Origin of the sequence: Microbacterium sp. NPDC078428 (assembly GCF_044542535.1) — a bacterium.
Lineage (GTDB): Bacteria > Actinomycetota > Actinomycetes > Actinomycetales > Microbacteriaceae > Microbacterium > Microbacterium limosum.
The window spans coordinates 144,710-165,984 of record NZ_JBITUP010000002.1 but is presented as its reverse complement, the minus strand read 5'-3'; the positions used below and the strand labels follow the sequence as shown (position 1 = coordinate 165,984).

Annotated in this window: 31 protein-coding genes; 13 read left to right on the top strand and 18 right to left on the bottom strand. The window is 68.0% G+C overall.

The features are described 5' to 3' along the window. The first annotated feature begins 183 nt into the window (after positions 1-183). From nrdH to ACIGCK_RS04960, 5 genes are all read left to right on the top strand, one after another. Entirely contained in the window at positions 184-417 is a 234-nt protein-coding gene (gene nrdH / locus ACIGCK_RS04980; RefSeq protein ID WP_330170154.1) for a glutaredoxin-like protein NrdH, read from the top strand. 59 nt (positions 418-476) lie between these two features. Then, the gene (nrdI, locus tag ACIGCK_RS04975; RefSeq protein WP_330170153.1) at positions 477-911 is read left to right on the top strand and encodes a class Ib ribonucleoside-diphosphate reductase assembly flavoprotein NrdI; all 435 of its coding nucleotides are present in this window, start codon (positions 477-479) and stop codon (positions 909-911) included. After that, entirely contained in the window at positions 893-3,052 is a 2,160-nt protein-coding gene (gene nrdE, locus ACIGCK_RS04970; protein ID WP_396664300.1) for a class 1b ribonucleoside-diphosphate reductase subunit alpha, read from the top strand. The genes nrdI and nrdE overlap by 19 nt, the downstream gene beginning before the upstream one ends. Positions 3,053-3,104: 52 nt before the next feature. Next, entirely contained in the window at positions 3,105-4,085 is a 981-nt protein-coding gene (nrdF, locus tag ACIGCK_RS04965; RefSeq protein ID WP_330170151.1) for a class 1b ribonucleoside-diphosphate reductase subunit beta, read from the top strand. A gap of 256 nt (positions 4,086-4,341) precedes the next feature. Next, positions 4,342-4,533, top strand: a complete 192-nt coding sequence (locus tag ACIGCK_RS04960) for a hypothetical protein (protein WP_396664298.1) — start codon at positions 4,342-4,344, stop codon at positions 4,531-4,533. Positions 4,534-4,648: 115 nt separating this feature from the next. Here ACIGCK_RS04960 and ACIGCK_RS04955 read toward each other — a convergent pair whose 3' ends face one another. From ACIGCK_RS04955 to ACIGCK_RS04870, 18 genes are all read right to left on the bottom strand, one after another. Further along, on the bottom strand, positions 4,649-4,897 hold the full coding sequence (locus ACIGCK_RS04955) for a hypothetical protein (protein ID WP_396664297.1): 249 nt from the start codon (positions 4,895-4,897) through the stop codon (positions 4,649-4,651). Beyond that, positions 4,894-5,550, bottom strand: a complete 657-nt coding sequence (locus ACIGCK_RS04950; RefSeq protein ID WP_396664295.1) for a hypothetical protein — start codon at positions 5,548-5,550, stop codon at positions 4,894-4,896. Before ACIGCK_RS04950 ends, ACIGCK_RS04955 begins: the two co-directional genes overlap by 4 nt. Then, the gene (locus ACIGCK_RS04945; RefSeq protein WP_396664294.1) at positions 5,547-6,842 is read right to left on the bottom strand and encodes a hypothetical protein; all 1,296 of its coding nucleotides are present in this window, start codon (positions 6,840-6,842) and stop codon (positions 5,547-5,549) included. The genes ACIGCK_RS04950 and ACIGCK_RS04945 overlap by 4 nt, the downstream gene beginning before the upstream one ends. Beyond that, a complete protein-coding gene (locus ACIGCK_RS04940; protein ID WP_396664292.1) occupies positions 6,839-7,021 on the bottom strand; it encodes a hypothetical protein in 183 nt (60 codons plus the stop codon). Before ACIGCK_RS04940 ends, ACIGCK_RS04945 begins: the two co-directional genes overlap by 4 nt. Beyond that, positions 7,018-7,218: a hypothetical protein gene (locus ACIGCK_RS04935; RefSeq protein WP_396664290.1), complete on the bottom strand. Its 201-nt coding sequence runs from the start codon at positions 7,216-7,218 to the stop codon at positions 7,018-7,020. Before ACIGCK_RS04935 ends, ACIGCK_RS04940 begins: the two co-directional genes overlap by 4 nt. A 14-nt stretch (positions 7,219-7,232) precedes the next feature. Further along, positions 7,233-7,586 (bottom strand): hypothetical protein, encoded by a 354-nt coding sequence (locus ACIGCK_RS04930; protein WP_396664289.1) that lies wholly within the window; start codon positions 7,584-7,586, stop codon positions 7,233-7,235. Next, positions 7,574-10,030 carry a phage/plasmid primase, P4 family gene (locus ACIGCK_RS04925; protein ID WP_396664287.1) on the bottom strand — a complete coding sequence of 819 codons (2,457 nt, stop codon included), beginning with the start codon at positions 10,028-10,030 and terminating at the stop codon, positions 7,574-7,576. The genes ACIGCK_RS04930 and ACIGCK_RS04925 overlap by 13 nt, the downstream gene beginning before the upstream one ends. After that, the gene (locus tag ACIGCK_RS04920; protein WP_396664285.1) at positions 10,027-10,314 is read right to left on the bottom strand and encodes a glutaredoxin family protein; all 288 of its coding nucleotides are present in this window, start codon (positions 10,312-10,314) and stop codon (positions 10,027-10,029) included. The genes ACIGCK_RS04925 and ACIGCK_RS04920 overlap by 4 nt, the downstream gene beginning before the upstream one ends. A 108-nt stretch (positions 10,315-10,422) precedes the next feature. Beyond that, a complete protein-coding gene (locus ACIGCK_RS04915) occupies positions 10,423-11,064 on the bottom strand; it encodes a hypothetical protein (RefSeq protein WP_396664283.1) in 642 nt (213 codons plus the stop codon). Positions 11,065-11,084: 20 nt separating this feature from the next. Then, a complete protein-coding gene (locus ACIGCK_RS04910; protein WP_396664282.1) occupies positions 11,085-12,026 on the bottom strand; it encodes a hypothetical protein in 942 nt (313 codons plus the stop codon). Then, on the bottom strand, positions 12,023-12,448 hold the full coding sequence (locus ACIGCK_RS04905; RefSeq protein ID WP_396664281.1) for a hypothetical protein: 426 nt from the start codon (positions 12,446-12,448) through the stop codon (positions 12,023-12,025). The genes ACIGCK_RS04910 and ACIGCK_RS04905 overlap by 4 nt, the downstream gene beginning before the upstream one ends. A 67-nt stretch (positions 12,449-12,515) precedes the next feature. Further along, the gene (locus ACIGCK_RS04900) at positions 12,516-12,893 is read right to left on the bottom strand and encodes a hypothetical protein (RefSeq protein WP_396664280.1); all 378 of its coding nucleotides are present in this window, start codon (positions 12,891-12,893) and stop codon (positions 12,516-12,518) included. Between the two features lies 1 nt (position 12,894). Next, the gene (locus ACIGCK_RS04895; RefSeq protein ID WP_396664279.1) at positions 12,895-13,311 is read right to left on the bottom strand and encodes a hypothetical protein; all 417 of its coding nucleotides are present in this window, start codon (positions 13,309-13,311) and stop codon (positions 12,895-12,897) included. After that, the gene (locus ACIGCK_RS04890) at positions 13,308-13,868 is read right to left on the bottom strand and encodes a hypothetical protein (RefSeq protein ID WP_396664278.1); all 561 of its coding nucleotides are present in this window, start codon (positions 13,866-13,868) and stop codon (positions 13,308-13,310) included. The genes ACIGCK_RS04895 and ACIGCK_RS04890 overlap by 4 nt, the downstream gene beginning before the upstream one ends. Next, positions 13,865-14,521: a hypothetical protein gene (locus ACIGCK_RS04885; RefSeq protein ID WP_396664277.1), complete on the bottom strand. Its 657-nt coding sequence runs from the start codon at positions 14,519-14,521 to the stop codon at positions 13,865-13,867. Before ACIGCK_RS04885 ends, ACIGCK_RS04890 begins: the two co-directional genes overlap by 4 nt. Next, positions 14,518-14,886: a hypothetical protein gene (locus ACIGCK_RS04880; RefSeq protein ID WP_396664276.1), complete on the bottom strand. Its 369-nt coding sequence runs from the start codon at positions 14,884-14,886 to the stop codon at positions 14,518-14,520. The genes ACIGCK_RS04885 and ACIGCK_RS04880 overlap by 4 nt, the downstream gene beginning before the upstream one ends. A gap of 68 nt (positions 14,887-14,954) precedes the next feature. After that, the gene (locus tag ACIGCK_RS04875) at positions 14,955-15,182 is read right to left on the bottom strand and encodes a helix-turn-helix transcriptional regulator (protein ID WP_396664274.1); all 228 of its coding nucleotides are present in this window, start codon (positions 15,180-15,182) and stop codon (positions 14,955-14,957) included. After that, positions 15,179-15,424, bottom strand: coding sequence for a helix-turn-helix domain-containing protein (locus ACIGCK_RS04870; RefSeq protein WP_396664273.1), 246 nt, complete (start codon positions 15,422-15,424; stop codon positions 15,179-15,181). The genes ACIGCK_RS04875 and ACIGCK_RS04870 overlap by 4 nt, the downstream gene beginning before the upstream one ends. A gap of 77 nt (positions 15,425-15,501) precedes the next feature. Between ACIGCK_RS04870 and ACIGCK_RS04865 the strand changes: the two genes are divergently transcribed. From ACIGCK_RS04865 to ACIGCK_RS04830, 8 genes are all read left to right on the top strand, one after another. Then, positions 15,502-15,963 carry a helix-turn-helix domain-containing protein gene (locus ACIGCK_RS04865; protein ID WP_396664271.1) on the top strand — a complete coding sequence of 154 codons (462 nt, stop codon included), beginning with the start codon at positions 15,502-15,504 and terminating at the stop codon, positions 15,961-15,963. Further along, a complete protein-coding gene (locus ACIGCK_RS04860) occupies positions 15,960-16,415 on the top strand; it encodes an ImmA/IrrE family metallo-endopeptidase (RefSeq protein ID WP_396664269.1) in 456 nt (151 codons plus the stop codon). The genes ACIGCK_RS04865 and ACIGCK_RS04860 overlap by 4 nt, the downstream gene beginning before the upstream one ends. Before the next feature lie 3 nt (positions 16,416-16,418). Next, positions 16,419-17,525 (top strand): tyrosine-type recombinase/integrase, encoded by a 1,107-nt coding sequence (locus ACIGCK_RS04855; protein ID WP_396664267.1) that lies wholly within the window; start codon positions 16,419-16,421, stop codon positions 17,523-17,525. 604 nt (positions 17,526-18,129) lie between these two features. Further along, on the top strand, positions 18,130-18,429 hold the full coding sequence (locus ACIGCK_RS04850) for an HNH endonuclease (RefSeq protein ID WP_396664265.1): 300 nt from the start codon (positions 18,130-18,132) through the stop codon (positions 18,427-18,429). A 151-nt stretch (positions 18,430-18,580) separates the two neighbouring features. Continuing rightward, positions 18,581-18,919 (top strand): hypothetical protein, encoded by a 339-nt coding sequence (locus ACIGCK_RS04845; protein ID WP_396664263.1) that lies wholly within the window; start codon positions 18,581-18,583, stop codon positions 18,917-18,919. A gap of 17 nt (positions 18,920-18,936) precedes the next feature. Then, entirely contained in the window at positions 18,937-19,146 is a 210-nt protein-coding gene (locus ACIGCK_RS04840) for a hypothetical protein (RefSeq protein WP_396664261.1), read from the top strand. A gap of 385 nt (positions 19,147-19,531) precedes the next feature. After that, positions 19,532-19,759, top strand: a complete 228-nt coding sequence (locus ACIGCK_RS04835) for a hypothetical protein (protein WP_396664260.1) — start codon at positions 19,532-19,534, stop codon at positions 19,757-19,759. Next, the gene (locus ACIGCK_RS04830; RefSeq protein WP_396664259.1) at positions 19,701-21,254 is read left to right on the top strand and encodes a hypothetical protein; all 1,554 of its coding nucleotides are present in this window, start codon (positions 19,701-19,703) and stop codon (positions 21,252-21,254) included. The genes ACIGCK_RS04835 and ACIGCK_RS04830 overlap by 59 nt, the downstream gene beginning before the upstream one ends. Positions 21,255-21,275: the final 21 nt, after the last annotated feature.

Sequence of the window (21,275 nt, the reverse complement as noted above, 5' to 3'; positions counted from 1 at the left end):
GGATGAAACGGTGGACAACCTGTGTTGTATCTAGAGGAACCGGTGGAAAATGACACGGATGTAACTACTAGCCCTTGTGGTGGCACCCGATGTCCGTCCCCATATGTAGTATTGGACTCCCGGTGGGGGGACGCCGGCCAGACCAACAGAACCAGTCCGCGATCAAGGGGATGAAAGGCCGTCATGGCGATCACCGTTTACACCAAGCCCTCCTGCGTCCAGTGCACCGCCACGTACCGTGCGCTCGACTCCAAAGGCATCGAATACAACGTCCTCGACCTGTCGCAGGATGCCGGCGCGCTCGAGCAGGTCAAGTCGCTCGGCTACCTGCAGGCGCCCGTCGTCATCACCGACGAGGACCACTGGTCGGGATTCCGTCCCGACAAGATCGACGAGCTCGCGTCGCGCCTCGCCTGAGGCGCGCACAGGCTCTTCGACCCCCGCACATACCGGCCCTTCGAGGGAAGGGGAGGCGCATGACCGCCGTCGCGACGCGGGCGCCCCTGCTGGTCTACTTCTCGAGCGTCTCCGGTAACACTGCGCGCTTCATCGAGAAGCTTGGGCTCCCTGCCCGGCGCATCCCGCTGCACTCCTCCGAGCCGGCACTGCGGGTCGACGAGCCGTTCGTGCTCGTGACCCCCACCTACGGCGGGGGAGAGGGCAGGGGCGTCGAGAAGGGCGCCGTGCCGAAGCAGGTCATCCGGTTCCTCAACGACGAGGCCAACCGGGCCCAGCTGCGGGGCGTGATCTCCGCAGGCAACACGAACTTCGGCGAGTCCTTCTGTCTCGCCGGTGACATCATCAGCCGCAAGTGCCACGTGCCGCACTTGTACCGGCTCGAACTATTCGGCACGTCGGATGACATCGATCGCGTGAGCGACGGATTGGAACGATGGTGGAAGCTGCACTGACCGAGGCCCCGACCTTCAAGCACGACGCCGCGTTCGACGGGCTGGATTACCACTCGCTGAACGCGATGCTCAACCTGTACGGAGCGGACGGCAAGATCCAGTTCGACGCCGACAAGCGCGCCGCCAGGGAGTACTTCCTGCAGCACGTGAACCAGAACACGGTGTTCTTCCACTCCCTCAAGGAGCGCCTGGACTACCTCGTCGAGAAGCAGTACTACGAGCCGGCCGTGCTGGAGAAGTACTCGTTCGACTTCATCCAGCGGCTCAACGACCGCGCCTACGACAAGAAGTTCCGGTTCGAGACCTTCCTCGGCGCGTTCAAGTACTACACGAGCTACACGCTGAAGACCTTCGACGGCAAGCGGTACCTCGAGCGCTTCGAGGACCGCGTGGTGATGACGGCGCTCTTCCTGGCCGACGGCGACGAGAAGCTCGCCGAGAGCCTCGTCGACGAGATCATCTCCGGCCGCTTCCAGCCCGCCACCCCCACCTTCCTCAACGCGGGCAAGGCCCAGCGCGGCGAGCTGGTCTCGTGCTTCCTCCTGCGCATCGAAGACAACATGGAGTCGATCGCCCGCGGCATCAACTCCGCGCTACAGCTGTCCAAGCGCGGCGGCGGCGTCGCCCTCCTGCTGTCGAACATCCGCGAGTCGGGTGCGCCGATCAAGCACATCGAGAACCAGTCCTCGGGCATCATCCCGGTCATGAAGCTGCTCGAAGACAGCTTCAGCTACGCCAACCAGCTGGGGGCCCGTCAGGGCGCCGGTGCCGTGTACCTCAACGCGCACCACCCCGACATCATGCGCTTCCTCGACACCAAGCGCGAGAACGCCGACGAGAAGATCCGCATCAAGACGCTCTCGCTCGGTGTCGTCGTCCCCGACATCACGTTCGAGCTGGCCAAGAACGGCGAGGACATGTACCTCTTCTCGCCGTACGACGTCGAGCGCGTGTACGGCGTGCCCTTCGGCGACATCTCGGTCACCGAGAAGTACCGCGAGATGGTCGACGACGCCCGCATCAAGAAGACGAAGATCAACGCGCGCGAGTTCTTCCAGACGATCGCCGAGATCCAGTTCGAGTCGGGCTACCCCTACGTGATGTTCGAGGACACCGTGAACCGGGCCAACCCCATCAAGGGCCGGATCAACATGTCCAACCTCTGCTCCGAGATCCTGCAGGTCAACACCCCGACCACGTACAACGAGGACCTCTCCTACGCGGAGATCGGCAAGGACATCTCCTGCAACCTCGGCTCGATGAACATCGCGCTGTCGATGGATGCCGACGACCTCGGCGACACCGTTGAGACCGCCATCCGCGCCCTCACCGCCGTCAGCGACCAGAGCCACATCGCCTCGGTCCGCTCGATCGAGGACGGCAACGACCGCTCGCACGCGATCGGTCTCGGCCAGATGAACCTGCACGGCTACCTCGCCCGCGAGCGGGTGCACTACGGGTCGGAAGAGGGCATCGACTTCACGAACATCTACTTCTACACGGTGCTCTTCCACGCGCTGCGCGCGTCGAACAAGCTCGCGATCGAGCGCGGTCGCGCGTTCGAGGGCTTCGCCGACTCGACGTACGCGTCGGGCGAGTTCTTCGACAAGTACATCGATCGCGCGTGGGTGCCCGAGACGGCCAAGGTCGCCGAGCTCTTCGCCGGCAAGCACATCCCGACGCAGGACGACTGGCGCGAGCTGAAGGCCTCCATCCAGGCCCACGGCATCTACAACCAGAACCTGCAGGCCGTGCCCCCCACCGGCTCGATCTCGTACATCAACAACTCGACGTCGTCGATCCACCCGATCGCGTCGAAGGTCGAGATCCGCAAGGAGGGCAAGCTCGGGCGCGTGTACTACCCGGCGCCCTTCATGACCAACGACAACCTGGAGTACTACCAGGACGCGTACGAGATCGGCTACGAGAAGGTCATCGACACCTACGCGGCCGCGACGCAGCACGTGGACCAGGGCCTGTCGCTGACGCTGTTCTTCAAGGACACCGTCACGACGCGCGACATCAACAAGGCTCAGATCTACGCGTGGCGCAAGGGCATCAAGACGATCTACTACATCCGGCTGCGCCAGCTCGCGCTCGAGGGCACCGACATGTCCGAGTGCGTCTCGTGCATGCTGTGACCCGCGTCATCCGTCTCGTTTCGCTCTCCTCGATCGATCACAAGGACCGCTCATGACCCCTCCCGAAAGCCTGAAGCTGCTCAGTCACGTGCAGGCGATCAACTGGAACCGCATCCAGGACGAGAAGGACCTCGAGGTGTGGAACCGTCTCGTGAACAACTTCTGGCTGCCCGAGAAGGTGCCGCTCTCCAACGACATCCAGTCGTGGAACACCCTTACCCCCGAGGAGCAGGTGCTCACGATGCGGGTGTTCACGGGCCTGACCCTGCTCGACACGATCCAGGGCACCGTCGGCGCCGTCTCGCTCATCCCCGACGCGATCACTCCGCACGAGGAGGCCGTCTACACGAACATCGCGTTCATGGAGTCGGTGCACGCCAAGAGCTACTCGTCGATCTTCTCGACGCTGTGCTCGACGAAGGAGATCGACGAGGCGTTCCGCTGGTCGGTGGAGAACCCGAACCTTCAGAAGAAGGCTCAGATCGTCATGGAGTACTACCGCGGCGAGAGCCCGCTCAAGCGCAAGGTCGCCTCGACCCTGCTCGAGAGCTTCCTGTTCTACTCGGGCTTCTACCTGCCGATGCACTGGTCGTCGAGGGCGAAGCTGACCAACACGGCCGACCTCATCCGCCTCATCATCCGCGACGAGGCCGTGCACGGCTATTACATCGGCTACAAGTTCCAGAAGGGGCTCGAGCAGGCCACGCAGGCCGAGCGAGACGACATCAAGGACTACACGTTCTCGCTGCTGTACGAGCTCTACGACAACGAGGTGCAGTACACGCAGGACCTCTACGACGGCGTCGGGCTGACCGAGGACGTGAAGAAGTTCCTGCACTACAACGCCAACAAGGCCCTCATGAACCTGGGCTACGAGGCGATGTTCCCCTCGAGCGTCACGAACGTGAACCCCGCCATCCTCTCGGCCCTCTCCCCGAACGCCGACGAGAACCACGACTTCTTCTCGGGGTCGGGCTCGTCGTACGTCATCGGCAAGGCCGAGGCCACGGAAGACGACGACTGGGACTTCTAAAGTCCCCGATGAGAAGCGATTTATCCGAGGAGGTGGAGATGAATATTCGCAGCACTGGAATGAGGCGCGAGGCGCCCGGCGCCACGCTTGCCCACGAATTGCCCACAGTTCATCGACACCGTCGCCGCGCGACGATCCAGTCGCCCTCCTCGGCAACCCCACTCGAAGGGCTCTCGCGCACACTCGCGAGGGCCCTTCGCCCGTTGTCCCCGGCATCCGCATCGGGGCAGATGGCGACGAAAGGAGGTACCCCGCCATGACAAAGCACTTCCCGCAGGGGCCAGACGGCACCTGGAAGACCGGCCAGCGCGTCCCGTTCGACGGAACGTGGGCTGACCAGTATGGGATCGTCAGCTTCCACGAACGTGGAGCGACCTTCCCGCCGTGCATCGACCGCAAGGGAGAATGCGCGTTCCGTTTCCTGATCGAAGCTGTTGCAGCAGCGTAATTTCGATCGACTGATTAGGCATCAGCCCCCGACTTCGGTCGGGGGCTTTTGTCGTTTCCGCGGACGTGTACCCTGCGGTCGATGCACGTTGAGAAGTACGCCCAGCATGTCTCACCTATTCCCCGACCGCAAGGTCCCCACTCTCGGGCGTGTTGCGCAGCAGCCGGATGCGTTGTTGGTGCACCGGGTCGGCGCTGAGGCGAGCGCGCCACCAGGCGAGGAGTACCGATTCGTCTACGACGCGCACCCTCTGGCCGTCGCGGGTGTCCCACGTCATTGGCATGCCGCGGGATCGCCACCGGTTGATCGTGCGGATCGTGCGTCGCACGCGACGGGCCGCCTCGCGGTAGGTGAGTTGCGTCATGCGGGCCCTGCGTACTGCTGGCCGCAGACCCGGCAGACGCCGACCTGCACCGGCTTCGGGGACCCGTTCCCCGGCGTCACCCAATCCACGACCACCGCGACCTCCCCGCACGTCGCGCACGCCCGCGGCCTCGCACGGCGTGCGGTACCCGCCGACCGGTACCGGCCCTTCATGCGGCGGATCAGCGCGAACAGCTCGTCTTCGAGAGGTGCGAGCTCGGGCCAGTCGACGACATGCTCGACGAGGTCCGCGAGCCACCCGGTCGCTTCGATCGCGCGGGCTCGCGCGTCGGGTGGTGCTGTGGGGGTGGTGGTGTTCCAGAGGCGGTCGTGTTCTGCGAGCGGAGGCAGATTCCCTGCTTTCGTCGCGACGGCGTGCAGGTAGGCGTGCAGGGTCGCCCACAGCAGGTCGGCGTCGACGGTCGTGGATGTGTCGGTGATGGGGATGTTGTCGATGTACCCGCCGCCGGTGACCTGTGGGCGGTCGAACCGTGACCCGCCGCGGGAGACGCCGACTCGGGGCGCGGCGAGCAGCATCGTGGTTTCGAGGAGCGGTGGGATCTGGTCCAGGTGGTAGAGCCAGGAGTCGACCCACCGCCGGTAGTCGATTTCGGCTTGCTCGTCGACGGTGATCATGTGCAGCGTGTCGTTCATGACGCCGTCCTCTCCAGCGCGAGGAGGCGCTGCGCCTTGTCAGCTTCGATCTCGGCGGGGAAGTGCCCCTTCCGGTCGCCGGAGCGCCCGTAGAGGAGGGTCTTGAGGCCGCTGCGGGACACCTGCGCGGTGTCCGCGATCGTCAGCACGCTCATGCCGTCGGCCATGAGCGCTCGCACGTGGTCACGGATCGGCGCGGCGGGCACCCGGGTGGGGGCGGCGGGGATGCCGGCCTCACGGCGGCGCCGGCGTTCCTCGGCGAGCATCGCGTCAGTGCAGGACGTCTCCGCGGGGCATGCTTTCCGTCCGCGGCATCCGAGCTGGTACCCGTAGGGGGTGCCGTGGTGCTCGGCGGGGATTCCTTCTGCGCGCTTCCTGCGCTGCCATTCGCGGTAGTACTCGCGTTGCGCTTGGTGGCAGGCGTCGCACCGGCATCCGCGGGCGTAGGAGGCGTTCGTGCCGCACGGGAGCACTTCGCGTGTCGTGGCGGCGCGGGGGCCCGCGTTCGCTGTCAACCCGAGGTCGCGGCGCAGCCTGCCCACCTCGCTCCGGGACAGGCCGATGCGCTCACCGATCTGCCGGTCCGTGATCCCGTCCGCGTGCGCGGCGGCAACGTCGGGGCGTCGGTCGTCCCGCGGCACGTACACGCGCTCCTTCTTCGGCCGGTTCGGCAGAGGGTGCGGCGGCAGGAGCAGTTCGCGGCGCAGCACGGCCACGTACGCGCGTGCTAGCCCGAGCCGTTCAGCGATCGCGTCGTCGCGGAAGCCCTCCCCGTGCAGACGTGCGACGTCGGGTCGACGGTCGACCCGCGGGCGGGCGACGCGCGGCGGGCGATACTGCCGACGGTGCGGGGCGAGGCCGAGCTGACGTCGCAGCACACCCACCTGCGACCGGGACATGCCGAGCTCGCTCGCGATTGCAGGGTCGAGCAGCCCCTCACCGTGCAGACGTGCGATCTCGGGGCCGAACCGATCCAGCGCCGACGGTCGGGGCGGTTTCGGTGCTCGAGCGCGCTTCACCCGAGCTGCCTGCGTCTCGGCGGCGCGGGCCTGCCGTGCCGCTTCCCGGTCGCGGCGGCGCACGTCCTCGCGCTCCGCTTCCTCCGCAGCGAGAATCTCCACGGCCGTCGCGCCACCATCGAGCGCCCGCTTGAACGCGTAGTCGCCCTGGTAGCGGCGGTACACGTCGCGGCAGGCGATCGGTGCGGGGCACGCTGACCCGTGGCATCCGGTCCGGTACCCGTCCGGGGTGCCGTGGGGGAAGCCATCGTCGAGCAGATCCGCCGCGTTCATGCTCGCGCCTTCGCGGGGAGCCGGTCGACGGTGGTGCGCCACCAGAGACCGGTCGGGGTGTTCCCGGCTTCGAGTTCGACGCGATCGTCGACGACCGTGCGGACCAGCCACCGGATGCGCCCGACGTTCACCGCGTCGCCGACCTTCCACCGCGGCGCCGGCGCGGCCGCGCGGATCACGCGCCGGCTCCGATCTGCTCGGCGGCGTACTCGTCCGCGGCGCGTGCATAGTCGGTCAGCGCCGTAGCGACCTGCCGGGCCTGCGATGAGGAGAGCATCGCTCGCGGGCCCGTGAGCTCGATGCTGACGGCTCCATCGTCTTCGAGGTCGATCGTCACGAACGGTGTGGTCGTGACCGCGCTGAGGGTGAATGCCATGAGGGGTGTCCTTCCTAGAACGGGGGAATGTCGGGGTAGGTCGGGGTGTCGCCGGAGAGGTCGACGGGGAACGCGTCCCACGCGTGACCGCACCGGTGCTCGGGCAGCACATGACCGGGGACCGGGTGCGGCGGCCAGTACGGGCCTCGATGGCTGGTCCGCCACCCGCGCGCGTCGAGCTGCAGCTGCCACAACCGGACTCGTGTGATTACGCACGCGACGATCTGCTGCTGGTCGAGCGCGACGGGGTCGAGCAGCGGGGTGCCGATGAGGGTGTCCCAGTAGTGGTCCCACCGCACCTCGAGCACGCGCGCCCCGCAGCGTGCGCAGACGGCCGCGAGCGGCGCTCGCGCGGTCACCGGTCCCACCAGTTCTGCTCGCGCGGGTCGTCGCTGTCCGCGGTCGTCTCCGGCGTGTAGAGGATCACGTTGGTGTAGAAGCGGCGGCCGTTCGACTTGGCGGTGCCGATCGCGAACCGTTGACGCAGCTGCCGGCCGAAGGCCTGCGCAGATAGTTCGTCTTCGTGCTGCTCACGGCACCACGTGTCGTACGCGCGCCGCAGCTCGGCCATCTCCACGCGTGCCGTGTCGCCGCCGCCGGTCGAGCACCGGTCGTCGATGAACCGGCCGAGGTGGTCCTCTTCCGCTCGGTACGTGTCGGTCGCGGCGAGCACGTCGCTCGGTGTGCGGAGCCCGTCCGCGGCATAGTCCACTGCGCCCTGGATGATCCACGCGAGGATTCCCGGGCCCTCTTCGTCGACGAGCCGCTGCTGCAGGTTCTCGATCCGGTCCGATTCCGGCACGGTGTGCGTGAACGGGATCAGCCGGAGTCGCCGCCAGAACGACTCGCCGCCGGTTTCGACCTTCGGCTGCGAGTTCCCCAGCAGCCAGAAGGTGTGCGACGGGGTGAACGTGAAGAAGTCCTGCCGCATGAACCGGGCGGTGATCTTGTCGCCACCGGACAGGAGCTTCACCTTCGCCTCATCGAACCGGGTGTTCTCGTTCACCTCCGACCCGACGACCATGCGCCTGCCTTGCAGGTTCGCGAGCTCCGTCTCGTGCTTGTCGCGTCCCGCGACGAGGAACCCCTGGGGCGCTTCGGTCGCGTAGTCGCCGGCGATCGTCGACAGCACCTCCGCGAACACCGTCTTCCCGTTGCCGCCGGGCCCATGAAGGAACGGGAGCACGTGCTCGAGCACCTCGCCGACGAACGTCAGCCCGGCGAGGCGTTGCACGTACCGTTCGATGCCCGCGTTCGACTGGAACGTCGTCTTCAGGAACTGGTCCCAGAGCGGTGTCCGCATGCCTGAGTCGGGGGTGACCGTCGTCTGCTTCGAGTGGAAGAGTGCCGGGGTGGCCGCGGCGATCCCACCGGTGCGGAGGTTCACGACCCCGCCCGGGGTGTTCAGCTGCCACGGGTGACGGTCGAACTGCGACGCCGCCAACCGCATCGGCGGGTTCGCGCGCGCCAACCGCACCGCGTCCGCGATCCGCCGCGCCGACATCGATTTGAGTCGGTGCGACGCGAGCTGCGGGTTGTCGGATGGGATGCGGCGGATCACGTCGCGGGCCGCTTCGATCGCGGGCCCGTCGTCGGGGTGCCACGCCCACCGGGTGCCCTCCCACGTGACCCACTTCCCGGCGTCGGGGACGTACCGCATCGTGCCCGAGTACTCGGCGACGAGCAGGCGGGCGTTGCCGTCGTCGGTGAGGTCCGCGCCATCCGACCCGATCACCGCCGCGGGCGCCGCCGCGGCGCCCGTCGCAAGCACGGCGAGCTGAGTCCCCGTCGACGTGGTCCTAGTCCCGGCGGCCGGTGTGAGCTCGCGCGGCGCCCGGAAACCGAACCCGGCCTCGGCGAGGGCCTTCGCCGCAGCTGCATGGTCACCTCGGTGCTGCAGCAGCGCGTGCGCACCGAACTTCGTGTACGGCGTCTCGGGTTCGAAGTCCGTCGATGACGTGAACACGTACAGGCGGTCACGGTCGCCCGCGTGCCCCGTCGTCGCGCTGATCCCGTCGTTCTTCCCGGGGCGCCGCCAGTACCGGGTCGCGCCGCGCGTGAACACGTGCACCCAGCCGACGAGAATGTCCGCCCAGTCGGTCTTCGCTTCGAAGTCGTCGCCGGGGGTGATGTCGCCCGCGGCGGTCTGGAACGTCGTCGACCACTTCGCGTCGACCGGGCCTGCCGCCGCGGCCGGCTGTTCGTCGGGCATGCTGTCGAGCGCCGCGTGCAGCACCGCGTGGATCTGGTCGCGCTCCTCACGGGTGAGTGTCGGGAGGGTCGCCGGCCCCCCGGACAGCCGCACCCACGGACGGCCCGTCGGGTGCACGCGACCCGCGGACGGTGCGAGGACCACGAATCCGCCGGTGCCGCGTGTCTCCGCGAGCGTCTCCCGGTAGGGCGCATCCGTCTTCGGCCGTTGCGCGACTTTCTGATTCCCGGGCACCGCGCCGCCCGCGACCCGGTAGATCAGATGCAGACCGCCGGACGGGGACTGCTCCGACCACCCCGCTACCAGCCGGTCGTACACCGGACGCAGGCCCGTCCCGTCGAGGAGCTCGACGACGTCGCCCATCATCGACATCGCGACGCCTTCCACCTCGAGGAGCTCCACGTCCCCGAACCCGGTCACCAGGCCGATGCCCTGCTCGACGTCGCTACCGAACCAGGCGCGCAGCTGCTGCTCGTCCGCGGCGGTCGTCGTGTACGGCTTCCACGCGCCACGGGGACGCTTCGACCCGTCGGCCTCCACAGGCACGACCGACAGCCCGGCGGCGTGAACGTCGAGCGCGGTGTCGAGGATCTCTGTCACGCGCGCACCTCGGGCTCGGTCACCGGGTGAGCGGCGCGCCATTCGGCGATGACACGATCGACCTCGGCGGGCATGAAGCCGGGGAACGCGGTGCCGCCGTACTCGGTGATCGGGGCCGACTGGTAACCGAGCCCACGGAAGTGCTCGAGGTCTGCCGCCGACTCAGGCGCGGTCAGGTCGGCTTCAACGAACGGCACTCCGGCCGCGGCGAGACGGTTCTTCACGAGCCGGCACTGCACGCACGCTGGCTTAGTCCAGACGATGATCTTCGGTTCTTCGGTCATGTGCCCTGGCCTGACTCGAACAGGCCGCACACCGGTCGGTGGCAGGGCTGGCGCTGCATGCGCGCCGGGTGTGACCGCGACCGGAGAGGAAGCCGCGGCCAGCGTGGGTCAGAACGGGGTGCCGTCGAAAGCCGCGATCATCTCCGGCGTGACGCCGACCGCGCCCATCGCCTGCGTGATCATCGACTCCTGGATCCCCGCGGCGCGCAGCTGCTGGATCTGCGCCACCTGCTCCTGCGTGAGCCCGTGCGCGGGAGGCGCGGTCTGCGCGACGGGAGCCGCAACCGGCTGCGGCGCGCTCTGCGGTACGGGCGCCGCGGGCGTCTGCGCCGCAGCCGCGGGCTGCGCGAACGCCGACGTCGGTGCCGTGTACTTGGCCTGGTAGAGCTTCGCCGGATTCGCGGGATTCTTGCTCGCCGGGTCGTTCCCGATGTACGTGACCGTGAGGACGCCACCGGGCAGGATGTCCGCCGCGCCGGCGGCACGGATCGCCTCGCCGATCGCGCGCTTCATGTTCTTGCTCGCGACGTACAGGGTGCGCTCGCCGTCGTCGGTCGCGTCCACACGCTGATCGGTCTGCAGGTCCACGAGGATCTGCATCTTCGGGTCGCCGTTCGGCCAGAAGTCCGGCTCCTGCGTGCCGTACTTCGTCTGCTGCCGTTCCCGCGGCGCCGACTTGACCGTGCCGGTCACGGACGCACCGACCGTGTCGAACTTGATGCCCTTGCTGGAGGATTCGAAGAGTGACATGTGTCTTGCTCGCTTTCGTCTTATCGCTTGTCGAAGAGGTTGATGACGGGTGCCACACCGGCGGGTACCGGGGCGGCTGGGACCGGGCGCACTGCGGCGACCGGAGTCTGAGGTGAGGGCTCGCACGTGGGGTGCGTCGCGAGCCCTTCGGTGATCGCCGAGCGCGGTAGCGGGCCGCCGCAGCCCGTGCACGCCGGCGTCACCGTGGCCGCCGCGCTCGCGGCGAGGTCGTCGGCGAACAGTGACGCCCCGGCGGCGCGCGCGACCGCGCGCTTCTCCGCACGACACCAGGTGCACCACTGGTCGTCGCACAGCGCCGACGCCGCCAGGGCGGCATCGATACCGACGACGGTGAGCATTGTGTGGAGCCGGTTCGCGCGGACCATCGCCGCGGCCGCGAGGTGCGGGTCGTACGGCTCCGACCAGAACACCGCCTGGGACAGCTCGCCGTCGCGCGGCAGGAAGGCGATCGCGACCGCCCGCGCCGGCCCCCACCCGCCGTCGTCGGTGAAGCCCTTGCCGTAGAGGTGCGCCTGCACCCGGTACTGCTCGCTCGGACCGTGCAGTCGGTACTTCGCGAGCTGCTTCGGTCCGACGATCTTGTGGTCGATGACGGTCCCGGTCGGGACGTGGAACAAGTCGGAGTGGCCGGCGATAGGCTGCCCGCCGATCGTGCCGACGGTCACTTCCCACTCGGTGATCCACTCGGTGTGGTCGACGTCGCCGCCGCCACGGTTCGCGGCGTCGAACCACCGCTCGAGCTGGTCGTGCACTGCCGTGCCGATCGCCGGCTTCCACGCAGGCCCACGGTCGGGCTCACCGTCGCCGTTCAGCTTGTGCAAGATCCACCGGTCGCACGGGCGGCCGATCTCGGACGGGCCGATTCGTTTCTGCAGCGACCGGGGGTGGCGGGTGATGCCGTCCTTGATGACCCCGAGGTACAGGTCCTCGACGCCCGTCATCGGACCGGTCCGAACATCTCATTCGGGCCAGCGGTGAACACCTTGCGCAACTGTTCTTTCAGCCCGGCTGGCGAGGCGTCGATCGCGGCGATCATCTTGACCGCAACGGACGCCACCTGGACGAGCTCCGCGCGCACGGCGATCGGGTCGTCCTCGGCGTAGGCCTCGAAGACTTCCTCCGTCAGAATGTCCCGCCAGGTCACTGTGCCGTCGCCGTGCGCCTTGGAGCGCTCGTCAGTCCAGTACTTGGCCTGCTGAGCCAGGTTCTCCGCCGTCTGCCCATCACCCGCAAACGACAGCGCCTCCACATGAGGGCCGGTGCCGAGCGGTAGATGATTCTGGTCGCCGTGCTTAGCGGTAGATCTAGCTACCTCGGCCGCTACTTCGAGGATGATCCGGGCGGTCTTCTCGTTCTCGTTCATGACGTGGTGTCCTTTCCGTGCCGTCCCGGGACTCGAACCCGGCGTGTATGCCCTCACGGCCAGTCGCCTACTTGACGACGACGCTCTTCTTCCCGCGGACCTTGAACTCGTCCAGCGCCGCCGGCGCGAACTCCTTCTTCACCGCCGCCTGATCAAGCGACGGCTCCGTGCGATACAGCTGCGGGTACTCGGCCACCGGGTACGCCGCCTCGAGCGCCTTGTAGTCGGTGCGCGAGTACTCGCGGATCTCGACCTTCGTGCCGTCGACGTCATGCACACCGACCGTGTCGAGCCGGATGATCAGCGCCGCATCGATCTGCTCGAGTTCGTCCTGGATCAACTCGGCATCCGCCCGCAACGCAGCGCGCCGCTCGAGCAGCTCCGCGGCCGTCGGCACGGTCTTGATCGGGGTGACGGGGGCGTGGGGTACGTGCTCAGCGGACATGTCAGGCCCCCCGCCCGGTCAGCGCGAGGGGCGCGTCTTCGTCGTCGACGACCTCCGCGTCGACCACGTCCGCCGCCTCGATCGCCAACGACTCGACGACCTCGCCCTCGGCCTCGTCCACGTCCGGCAGATCGAGCGGCTGCTTCACATGCCGCACCCGCCGGTCGTGCAGTCGCTGCAGCAGCTCACGCGCCGCGTCGGCGTCGAGACTGTCGATCGCGGGTTCGATCGCGACGAACTCCGCGCGCGGCACACGCTCGAAGTCCTCCGTCTGGTGCACATCCTTCGTGCGCACCAACCCCACCACCGGGGTGTACTCCTGCGACGTGTACCGCTCGAGCAGGTGCCGAGTGTTCGACTCGAGCCCGTTGTCGTCGTACTCCTTCGGGAGCTTCGTGGACAGTTTCACCATGGTCATGCGCCTTCCTGTGTTCTGATCGGCCAGGCCAGCCGGGAGTGGCTCTCGACCTGCTCGGGGGTGTACGGGGGAACCGCGGCTGGCCGCGCCCAACGTGCGCCGGCCCACGCCAACGCCAATGCGTCAGCGACGTTGTCGTCAGCGATGTGCACGGCCGGGAACGCCGTCGAAACGGCGGAGACGACGTCGGCCTTCGGGGCGTTGCCGCGGCCGGTCGCGAGCTTCGCGCGCTGCGCCGGCGCGACCTCGACCACCGGGCCCCGGGCGAACAGCTGATCAACGAGCCACCAGTACAGGGCGACCCGTTCGTTCTGCGCCCCGAACTGCTGCGCCGAATGCGGCACCTCGATCACCGACACCGCCACCGACGCAGGGACAGCCGCGAGGATCCCCGCGATCGCCTTCCGCAACCGGTCACGCTTCGCCCGCAACGATGTCCCCAGCGACGCCGTCCGGAACCGACGCGTCAGCACGTCACCCGTATCGAGGTCGATCACTGCGACACCGGTGCACACCAGCGACGGGTCGATCCCCACCGCGACCCGCGCCGCGCTCACAGCGCACCCCGCTTCGCGAGCGCACGCCGCACCACCGGAGGCAGCAGCAGCATCGTCCCGAGCGACAACGCCAGCCCGGCGACGATCGACAGCCACCAGGACGCCGGGCCGCCCGTAGCCGGAAGCTCGTCATCTGGAAGCTGGGATGCCGCGCGGGGTGCCCCCGTCACGCTGGGGGACGGTGACGGGGACACCACCTTGGGGACCGTGGTCGACGCCGATGGGGACGGCGTGGGGGTGACCACGGGGCTCGAGGACGGGACCGGAGAAGGCTCCGGCGTCACCGTCGGTTCAGGGGTGGGTGTGGGTTCGGGAGTCGGCTCCGGGGTCGGCGTGGGCTTGCAAGCCCACGGGTCGGTGCTGTTGTGCTGACCCGACCAGTCGACCTGCACCATCACGCAGTCCGCCGTCGACGCCAGCGTGTACGCCGTGCCGCACGGCTTCCCGTAGTTCGCCCCGCACAGGATCTCCTGCGACGGCTCGATCGACTTGATCTCCCAAGCGCCCGGCTCGACCGTCACCGTCCACGCGGAGCCATCCCACGCGAGAGAATGCACGCCCTGCGCTGGGAGCGCCGGGGATTGCTCGGCGGGCGGTGGCGACCACGCGAAGATCAGTGCGGCTGCGGCGGCGGCCGCGAGGAGGACGGTCATCGTCGGCCGTTCCGCTCGAGCAGATCCAACGATCCGAGCGCGTCGGGGTGATGGTCGTCGATGTTCTCCCACCAGAACTCGCGGTGCATGATCGGCCACGCCGCCCACACGAACAGACCCGCGCAGGTCACCGCGGCGAGGTCGGCGCCGTTGCCGGCGATCCCGTCGGTCGCAGCGATCACCGCGAATCCGATCCCGCCGAACAGGGAACCCATCGCCCCGGCGAACCGGCCCAGGCCGCGCCGCGAGCTGCGTGTGATCAGCGGTGGCACCGTCGACTGGTTCAGGTGCTGGGAGGCCGCCACGGGAGCGGGCATTTCCACGGCGACCGTGTCGTCGCGCGATACGATCTCGTTGAGGGACATTCGAGGTTGTCCTTTCTGACGCGCTCCCGCTGGACCCGGGGGCGCGTCGTCTTGTTGGTGGGGGTGGATCAGGCGCGCGGCGACACGAACGTCGCCTGCACCCACGCGTGCACATCCGCCTCGACGTACACGACCGTCTTCGCCGTCGGCTTCGCATACCGCGGTCCCTTGCCGCGCTTGCGCAGCTCCTGCAGATTCGCGACCGTCATGCCCGGCACCAGCTCGCACACATCAGCGGGGGAGAGGTACCGCACCGGCGTCACCGGCGCCTTCCGCAGCTGCGCGACATTGCTCACGACGCCACCGCCGCGGGCCGGTCAGTGACCGGGGTGAGAACGTCGATGATCGGCACCTCGAAGTGGTTCGCGATCAAGCCGAGCTCGTCGATCGTGAACGGGCTGGCGAGCAGCAGACGGCGCTTCAGCGTCGACAGCGTGATCCCGGTTCCGTCGGCGAGGGCCTCGATCGATTCACGGCGATCCGCAAGAATGGAACGAATGGCCCGGGCCGCTCTGCCGCTCGGCGTCTCGTAGTTCATGTGGACTACCGTAGTTCGTGTGAACTAGAAAACAAGCATCGTTAGGCGTTTCGTGTCATATCTGACACGATGAAGTCGTGACGAACTACGCACCCACAGCGTTCTCCCGCGAAATCACCGCGAGAATCCGCGGCTACATCGCCCGCTTCGACCTCAACCAGGCCGACCTCGCCATCCTCTGCGACGTCTCCCAGTCTCAGTTCTCCAAGATCATCCGCGGCGTCCGCCCCATTACCGTCGACCAGCTCGCAGCGATCTGCGACGCCATCGGGATCAACATCGACGAACTCGCGCGCGACGCACACCAGTTCGTCGACGAACGCGATCTCAGCGCAGCGCCCATTCGGTATGTCGAGGACGGCGCCCGCATCGCCAACCCCGATCCCTACGTCGACGAGGCCCTCGACGAATGGGCACGCGCCGCCAAACAACGACTCACCGGCAACGTCATCCACGGCCACTTCGGTGTCGGAACCACAAACGAAGATCTCGACGCAGTCGCACGCAACACCGACCCCGACAACGGAGAAGACACGTGAGCATCGACCACCACCTCGAGCAGATGGCGGCCACCCTCGGCGTACGAATCGAATACGCACTCCTCCCACCCGACCGTGACGGCGAATACCGACACCGACACAACGTCATCCGCCTCCGCCGCGGCATGCCCGCCCGCCTCCACCGCAGCGTCCTCGCCCACGAACTCGCCCACGCCGTCTTCGGAGACACACCCAGCCGCTTCGGCCCCATCAACGCGAAACAAGAACGCCGCGCCGACGAATGGGCAGCCCTCCGCCTCATCCACACTCACGACTACCGGCGCGCCGAAACCATCCACGACGGCCACCCCGGCGCAATCGCCGTCGAACTCGGCGTCGTCCGCAGCATCGTCGAGGCCTACCAACGCGTCCTCACCCGTCTCGACGACACCGTCTACGTGCAACCCAAGATGGGCGCCGGCCAATGGGCGCACCGCGAACACGTCGCCTAACCCATGGCCGGCTCGATCACCCCCTACCAAACCAGCGACGGGAAACGGTGGCGCGTCCGCTACCGGAAACCCGACAAGTCCCAGACCGACAAGCGCGGATTCAAGACCAAACGTGACGCCGAGCTCTACCTCGCATCCATCACCATCGCGAAAGCCACCGGCGACTACATCGACCCCACCCAGCAACGCCGCACCATCGCCGTCCTCGCCGAGCAATGGAAACGCGGCCGCCTCGCCGCTCTCAAGCCCTCGAGCCAGGCCGCGATGGACGCCGCCTGGCGCACCCACGTCGAACCGCGGTGGGCCACCCGCGCAGCCACCAGCATCCGCCCCTCCGAGATCGAAGACTGGATCGCCGAGCTCACGGCCGGCAGGAAGAGCGCGCAGACCGTCCGCCGCGCCGTGTTCGTGCTCTCATCCATCCTCGCGATCGCTGAACGCGACCGCATCATCCCCCGCAACCCCGCGAAAGGACTCACCCTCCCCACCCAGCAACGCAAACCCCAGCGATACCTCACCATCCAGCAAGTCGACGCGCTCGCCGACGCCGCCGGCCCCAACCGCACCCTCGTGCTCTTCCTCGCCTACACCGGCCTCCGATGGGGCGAAGCCGCCGCGCTCCGAGTCCGCCACCTCAACATGCTCCGACGCCGCGCCACCATCGAAGACAACGCCGTCCTCATCCGCGGCACCTACCAGATCGGCACACCCAAGCTCGGACGCACCCGCGAAGTCCCCATCCCCGTCTTCCTCCTCCACGAGCTCGCGCAGCACTGCGAAACGAAACCCCGCGACGCGTTCGTCTTCGGCTCCGGCAACGCGCCCACCCCACACCCGCACGCCACGTCCGGGTGGTTCGTGAAAGCCGTCCGACAGCTGCAAGCGACCGACCCGACCGCACCGACCCTCACCCCGCACGACCTCCGCCACACCGCCGCATCCCTCGCGATCAGCGCCGGCGCCAACGTCAAAGCCGTCCAGCGGATGCTCGGACACGCATCAGCCGCGATGACCCTCGACGTCTACGCCGACCTCTTCGACGACGACCTCGACCGCGTCGCCAACGCCATGCACGACGCCCGCGCAACACGCCGAACCAACACCGCTTGACACACTGCCGGTGTCAGACCCTACATTCAAGATCGGAACGGACTGACACCAGCCACCGCGACCACGAGGGCCCCGAAGAGCACACGCTCCGGGGCCCTCGTCACACCCGCCACGGAACGCGCCCTCACCCCGAACGCAAGCAGGGCGCGATTTATCCACAGGGCGCGATAAGGGCGCGATCCGAAAACACCATCGGACCCTCCCACAGCCCCAGAAACACGCGGAAAGAACACCGCAGGGCGCGATAGGGCGCGATAACCCCAATTGGCACAGCTCTATGACTAAGTAACTAAGCAACACAGTTATACGCGCGCAGAGAGCCCCCATACCCCTCAACCGGAAAAACGCGCCCTGCGCGCCCTCCACCAGACCGCCCTGGCCGGGCAGTCGAGCCTGACCTCGCGCACAGACGCCCACGCTCCTCCCGGCCAGGGCCCACCCACCACCGGTGTCAACACGGGCCACGACTTCACCGTGAAGGACCCCCACAATCGCCTGCACCTTTCCTCAGGCGAGGGACCACCTGCACCGGCCGGGGCGCCGACCACCAGCCTCAGGCTCACCCGGCCGGCGCCCCACACCCACCACCCAGGGAGGCACACCCGTGGGCAGCATCCGCGACGGCAAAGGACACCGCGCCTACCGACGCCAACAAGCCGCACTCAAACGCCGCACCGCCCGCGACAACCTCCCATGCGGACACGGCTCACCCCACGGCTGGGGATGCGGCCAACCCATCGACACCACACTCCCCACCGGACACCGAATGTCCTTCACCGCCGACCACCCCGACGCCATCAACAACGGCGGCAAACTCGTCGGCCAAGACCTCGTACCCATGCACCTCGCCTGCAACAGCCGCAAGAGCGACCACGCACCCGTCGAGATCTGGGAAGCGTCGTGACCAGCACGAAGACCTACCCGTGCATGAGCTGCGGCCAGCCCATACGCGTCCGACCGCACGCGCCCCTCGGCACCCCCCGCTACGAGCACGCCACCCCGTCGCCCTCGTCACACATGGCCGTCCGCGGCCCCGACGCTGAACGGACCCCGACATGAACCGGTACACCGCCCACGGCCTCGTCCTCCACGCGCTCAACGGCGAGCACATCGCGATCATCACCCCCCGCGAAGCCGACAGCACCACCGTCCTCCACCAACTCGACCAAGCCGCGCAGACCCTCGCCCCCCAGAGCGTCGCCATCAACCGCAAAGCCGGAGGCCACGAACTCACCAGCGCGAACGGCGGCCGCGTCCTCATCACCAGCGCACCACGCGCCCCCCACACACTCACCGGCATCCACCTCGACGCCGTGCACCTCGAACCCCGAGCACACCTCGCCCCCGAGACCGAAGCCACACTCACCGAGCAACACATCCCGATCACACGCTGACCCGAGAGGAACCGACAATGGCCGCCATCGCCGGGACCATCACAACGCGCGTGCTCCTCGCCGTCGGCGACGCCGAGCCCACCGAGATAGGCAGCCTCACCACGAACCTGCACGCGACCGGCAGCGGCGCCGGCGTCGCCCTCAGCGCACGCAGGTGGCGGCGCAGCCTCGCGATCGCGTTCCTCCGCATGGCGTGGGCCACGTGGACAACGCGCAGCACACGCTGATGCCCACCGCCTTCCGCTGAACAACCCCGACCCCGGGCGCCAAAAAAATCCAGGCACCCCGGGTCGCTGCCCCACTCCCGCTCGGTTCTGGCACGTTTCTCCCCGCTCAACTTCGAGTCGCGCACCAGTTGCGGCTTCACACCAGTTCGGAGGTGCCGGGATGCCGCGAGCGAAAGCGCAGTGCGGGACCTATAGCGCGTACAAGCGGCATCTGCGGGATGGGGAGGCGGTCGATGCGGCGTGCCGGGCGGCTCAGAAGGAGCATGACGGCGGTCGGTCTACGTCTGCTCCGGCTCGTGTGGCTCGGGCGGCGGCTACGGCTGCTCCGGGGGCGGATGCCCCGGTCGAGCCGGTGAAGGCGGCGCCGCTCACGGACGAGGGCCATGTGTCCCGGGTGGAAGTGCTGAAGGAGATGCTGCAGGAGTCGCGCGAGTTGGTGAAGGTGCTGCGACGCACCGATCCGCCGCGGGTGTATCTGCAGATGAAAGAGCAGCGCGAGATTCTCCGCGAGCTGACGGAGCTGCAGGGCAACGGGCAGGTGAAGGGAGTCACCCTTGACGACCAGCTTGCCGAAGCTCGAGCTCGTAGGCTCGCAGCGGCCGAGGCTTCATAGGCTGCCGCCGCGGGTCGGGTCGCGGGGCGAGGATGCTCTAGACCTCTGGTATCTCGCCGGTCGCAAGAGCGATCCGTGGCAGGCGCTGTCGCTGGACTCGATCTTCTCGGTCGACGCGTCCGGACGCTGGGTGTGTACCGAGCACGGCGAGCTCGTCGCACGTCAGAACGGCAAGGGCGACGTGCTATCGCCGGCGACTCTCGCGCACCTGTACCTCTGGCCTAAGCCGGATGGTGAGCCGAAGACGATCGTGCACACGGCGCACCAGTTCAAGACCGCCCGCGAGGCGTTTCTCCGGCTCCGTCGCGTCGTCACTTCCTCGTCGGTGCTGATGGGCGAGGTCACTCGAATCTCGACCGCGCACGGCGAGGAGGGCTTCGAGCTCGCGAACGGGAACCGTCTGCTGTACCTGGCCCGCTCGGCCAACTCGGGTGTCGGCTTCACCGTCGACGTGCTGATCGTCGACGAGGCGCAGCAGATGTCGCAGGCGGCGCTCGACGCGCTCCTCCCGACGATGTCCGCCGTCGACAACACCCAGATCATCTACACCGGTACCGTCCCCGACGAGCTGAACGACTCCGAGGTGTGGGAGGGCGTCCGTGATCGTGGTCGTTCCGGTTCGGATCCCCGCACCGGCTGGATGGAGTTCAGCCCGGAGGGGTCGGATGATCCCGACATTGCGGACAAGATCGACGTGCGCGATGAGGCGAACTGGATCGCCGCAAACCCTGGTCTCGGTCACCGCCCGGGTCTGACCCGGGAGACGCTCGAGGACGAGATTTCGCGCATGTCCCCGGACTCGGTCCGCCGGTTGCGCCTCTGCGTGTGGCCGAATCGCCGTCCCGTGGTAGCCGCGAAGCTGTCCGAGCTGGACCTGCAGGTCTGGGCTCGGCACGCGAACGACGACGCTGCGGTGAAGGGCGACGGTGTTGTGCTGTCCCTCGCGCTCGGCCGGGGCGGCGGCTACGGCACCATCGGGAAGGCCGTCCGTGTCGACTCCGACTCGATCGCGGTGGAGCACCACTGGACCGAGCGTGGCACGCGGTGGATCGCCCCGATGCTCAAGGAGCTGAAGGCGGAGTTCGGGAACGCGCTGGTCGTGCTGGACGCGAAGAACGCGGCGGCGGTACTGTCCGCCCTTGACCTCGCGGGCGTGAAGTACCTGTCGATGAACCTCGACGAGATCGCCGCAGCGCACACCCTGTTCATCGAGTACGTCAACGCGGGCATGGTCCCGCACCGGGATCAGCCCGAGGTTACGAAGTCGCTGGAGCTCGCGACGACACGAAACATCGGCCGCGCCGGGATCACGTGGGAGCAGTCGGACCCGACGAAGCCCGTCTCGCATGCGCAGGCGGTGACGTGGGCGCTGTGGGGTGTCCTGAAGTCCGAGGCAACGCCGCGGAAGCCCGCCGTGCCGCCGCCGGCTGCCCGGATTCTGACCCGCGACGACGTCGCGAATCACGACGCTGATCTGCGGACCCTCCGCTTCTAGCGCTGATCGAAGGAGGCTGCC

Excerpts from the sequence above, each read along its gene's own strand:
- nrdH (WP_330170154.1), top strand. The coding sequence starts at position 184 with ATGGCGATCACCGTTTACACCAAGCCCTCCTGCGTCCAGTGCACCGCC.
- nrdI (WP_330170153.1), top strand. The coding sequence starts at position 477 with ATGACCGCCGTCGCGACGCGGGCGCCCCTGCTGGTCTACTTCTCGAGC.
- nrdE (WP_396664300.1), top strand. The coding sequence starts at position 893 with ATGGTGGAAGCTGCACTGACCGAGGCCCCGACCTTCAAGCACGACGCC.
- nrdF (WP_330170151.1), top strand. The coding sequence starts at position 3,105 with ATGACCCCTCCCGAAAGCCTGAAGCTGCTCAGTCACGTGCAGGCGATC.
- ACIGCK_RS04960 (WP_396664298.1), top strand. The coding sequence starts at position 4,342 with ATGACAAAGCACTTCCCGCAGGGGCCAGACGGCACCTGGAAGACCGGC.
- ACIGCK_RS04955 (WP_396664297.1), bottom strand. The coding sequence starts at position 4,897 with ATGACGCAACTCACCTACCGCGAGGCGGCCCGTCGCGTGCGACGCACG.
- ACIGCK_RS04950 (WP_396664295.1), bottom strand. The coding sequence starts at position 5,550 with ATGAACGACACGCTGCACATGATCACCGTCGACGAGCAAGCCGAAATC.
- ACIGCK_RS04945 (WP_396664294.1), bottom strand. The coding sequence starts at position 6,842 with ATGAACGCGGCGGATCTGCTCGACGATGGCTTCCCCCACGGCACCCCG.
- ACIGCK_RS04935 (WP_396664290.1), bottom strand. The coding sequence starts at position 7,218 with ATGGCATTCACCCTCAGCGCGGTCACGACCACACCGTTCGTGACGATC.
- ACIGCK_RS04920 (WP_396664285.1), bottom strand. The coding sequence starts at position 10,314 with ATGACCGAAGAACCGAAGATCATCGTCTGGACTAAGCCAGCGTGCGTG.
- ACIGCK_RS04915 (WP_396664283.1), bottom strand. The coding sequence starts at position 11,064 with ATGTCACTCTTCGAATCCTCCAGCAAGGGCATCAAGTTCGACACGGTC.
- ACIGCK_RS04910 (WP_396664282.1), bottom strand. The coding sequence starts at position 12,026 with ATGACGGGCGTCGAGGACCTGTACCTCGGGGTCATCAAGGACGGCATC.
- ACIGCK_RS04905 (WP_396664281.1), bottom strand. The coding sequence starts at position 12,448 with ATGAACGAGAACGAGAAGACCGCCCGGATCATCCTCGAAGTAGCGGCC.
- ACIGCK_RS04900 (WP_396664280.1), bottom strand. The coding sequence starts at position 12,893 with ATGTCCGCTGAGCACGTACCCCACGCCCCCGTCACCCCGATCAAGACC.
- ACIGCK_RS04895 (WP_396664279.1), bottom strand. The coding sequence starts at position 13,311 with ATGACCATGGTGAAACTGTCCACGAAGCTCCCGAAGGAGTACGACGAC.
- ACIGCK_RS04885 (WP_396664277.1), bottom strand. The coding sequence starts at position 14,521 with ATGACCGTCCTCCTCGCGGCCGCCGCCGCAGCCGCACTGATCTTCGCG.
- ACIGCK_RS04880 (WP_396664276.1), bottom strand. The coding sequence starts at position 14,886 with ATGTCCCTCAACGAGATCGTATCGCGCGACGACACGGTCGCCGTGGAA.
- ACIGCK_RS04870 (WP_396664273.1), bottom strand. The coding sequence starts at position 15,424 with ATGAACTACGAGACGCCGAGCGGCAGAGCGGCCCGGGCCATTCGTTCC.
- ACIGCK_RS04855 (WP_396664267.1), top strand. The coding sequence starts at position 16,419 with ATGGCCGGCTCGATCACCCCCTACCAAACCAGCGACGGGAAACGGTGG.
- ACIGCK_RS04845 (WP_396664263.1), top strand. The coding sequence starts at position 18,581 with ATGAACCGGTACACCGCCCACGGCCTCGTCCTCCACGCGCTCAACGGC.
- ACIGCK_RS04840 (WP_396664261.1), top strand. The coding sequence starts at position 18,937 with ATGGCCGCCATCGCCGGGACCATCACAACGCGCGTGCTCCTCGCCGTC.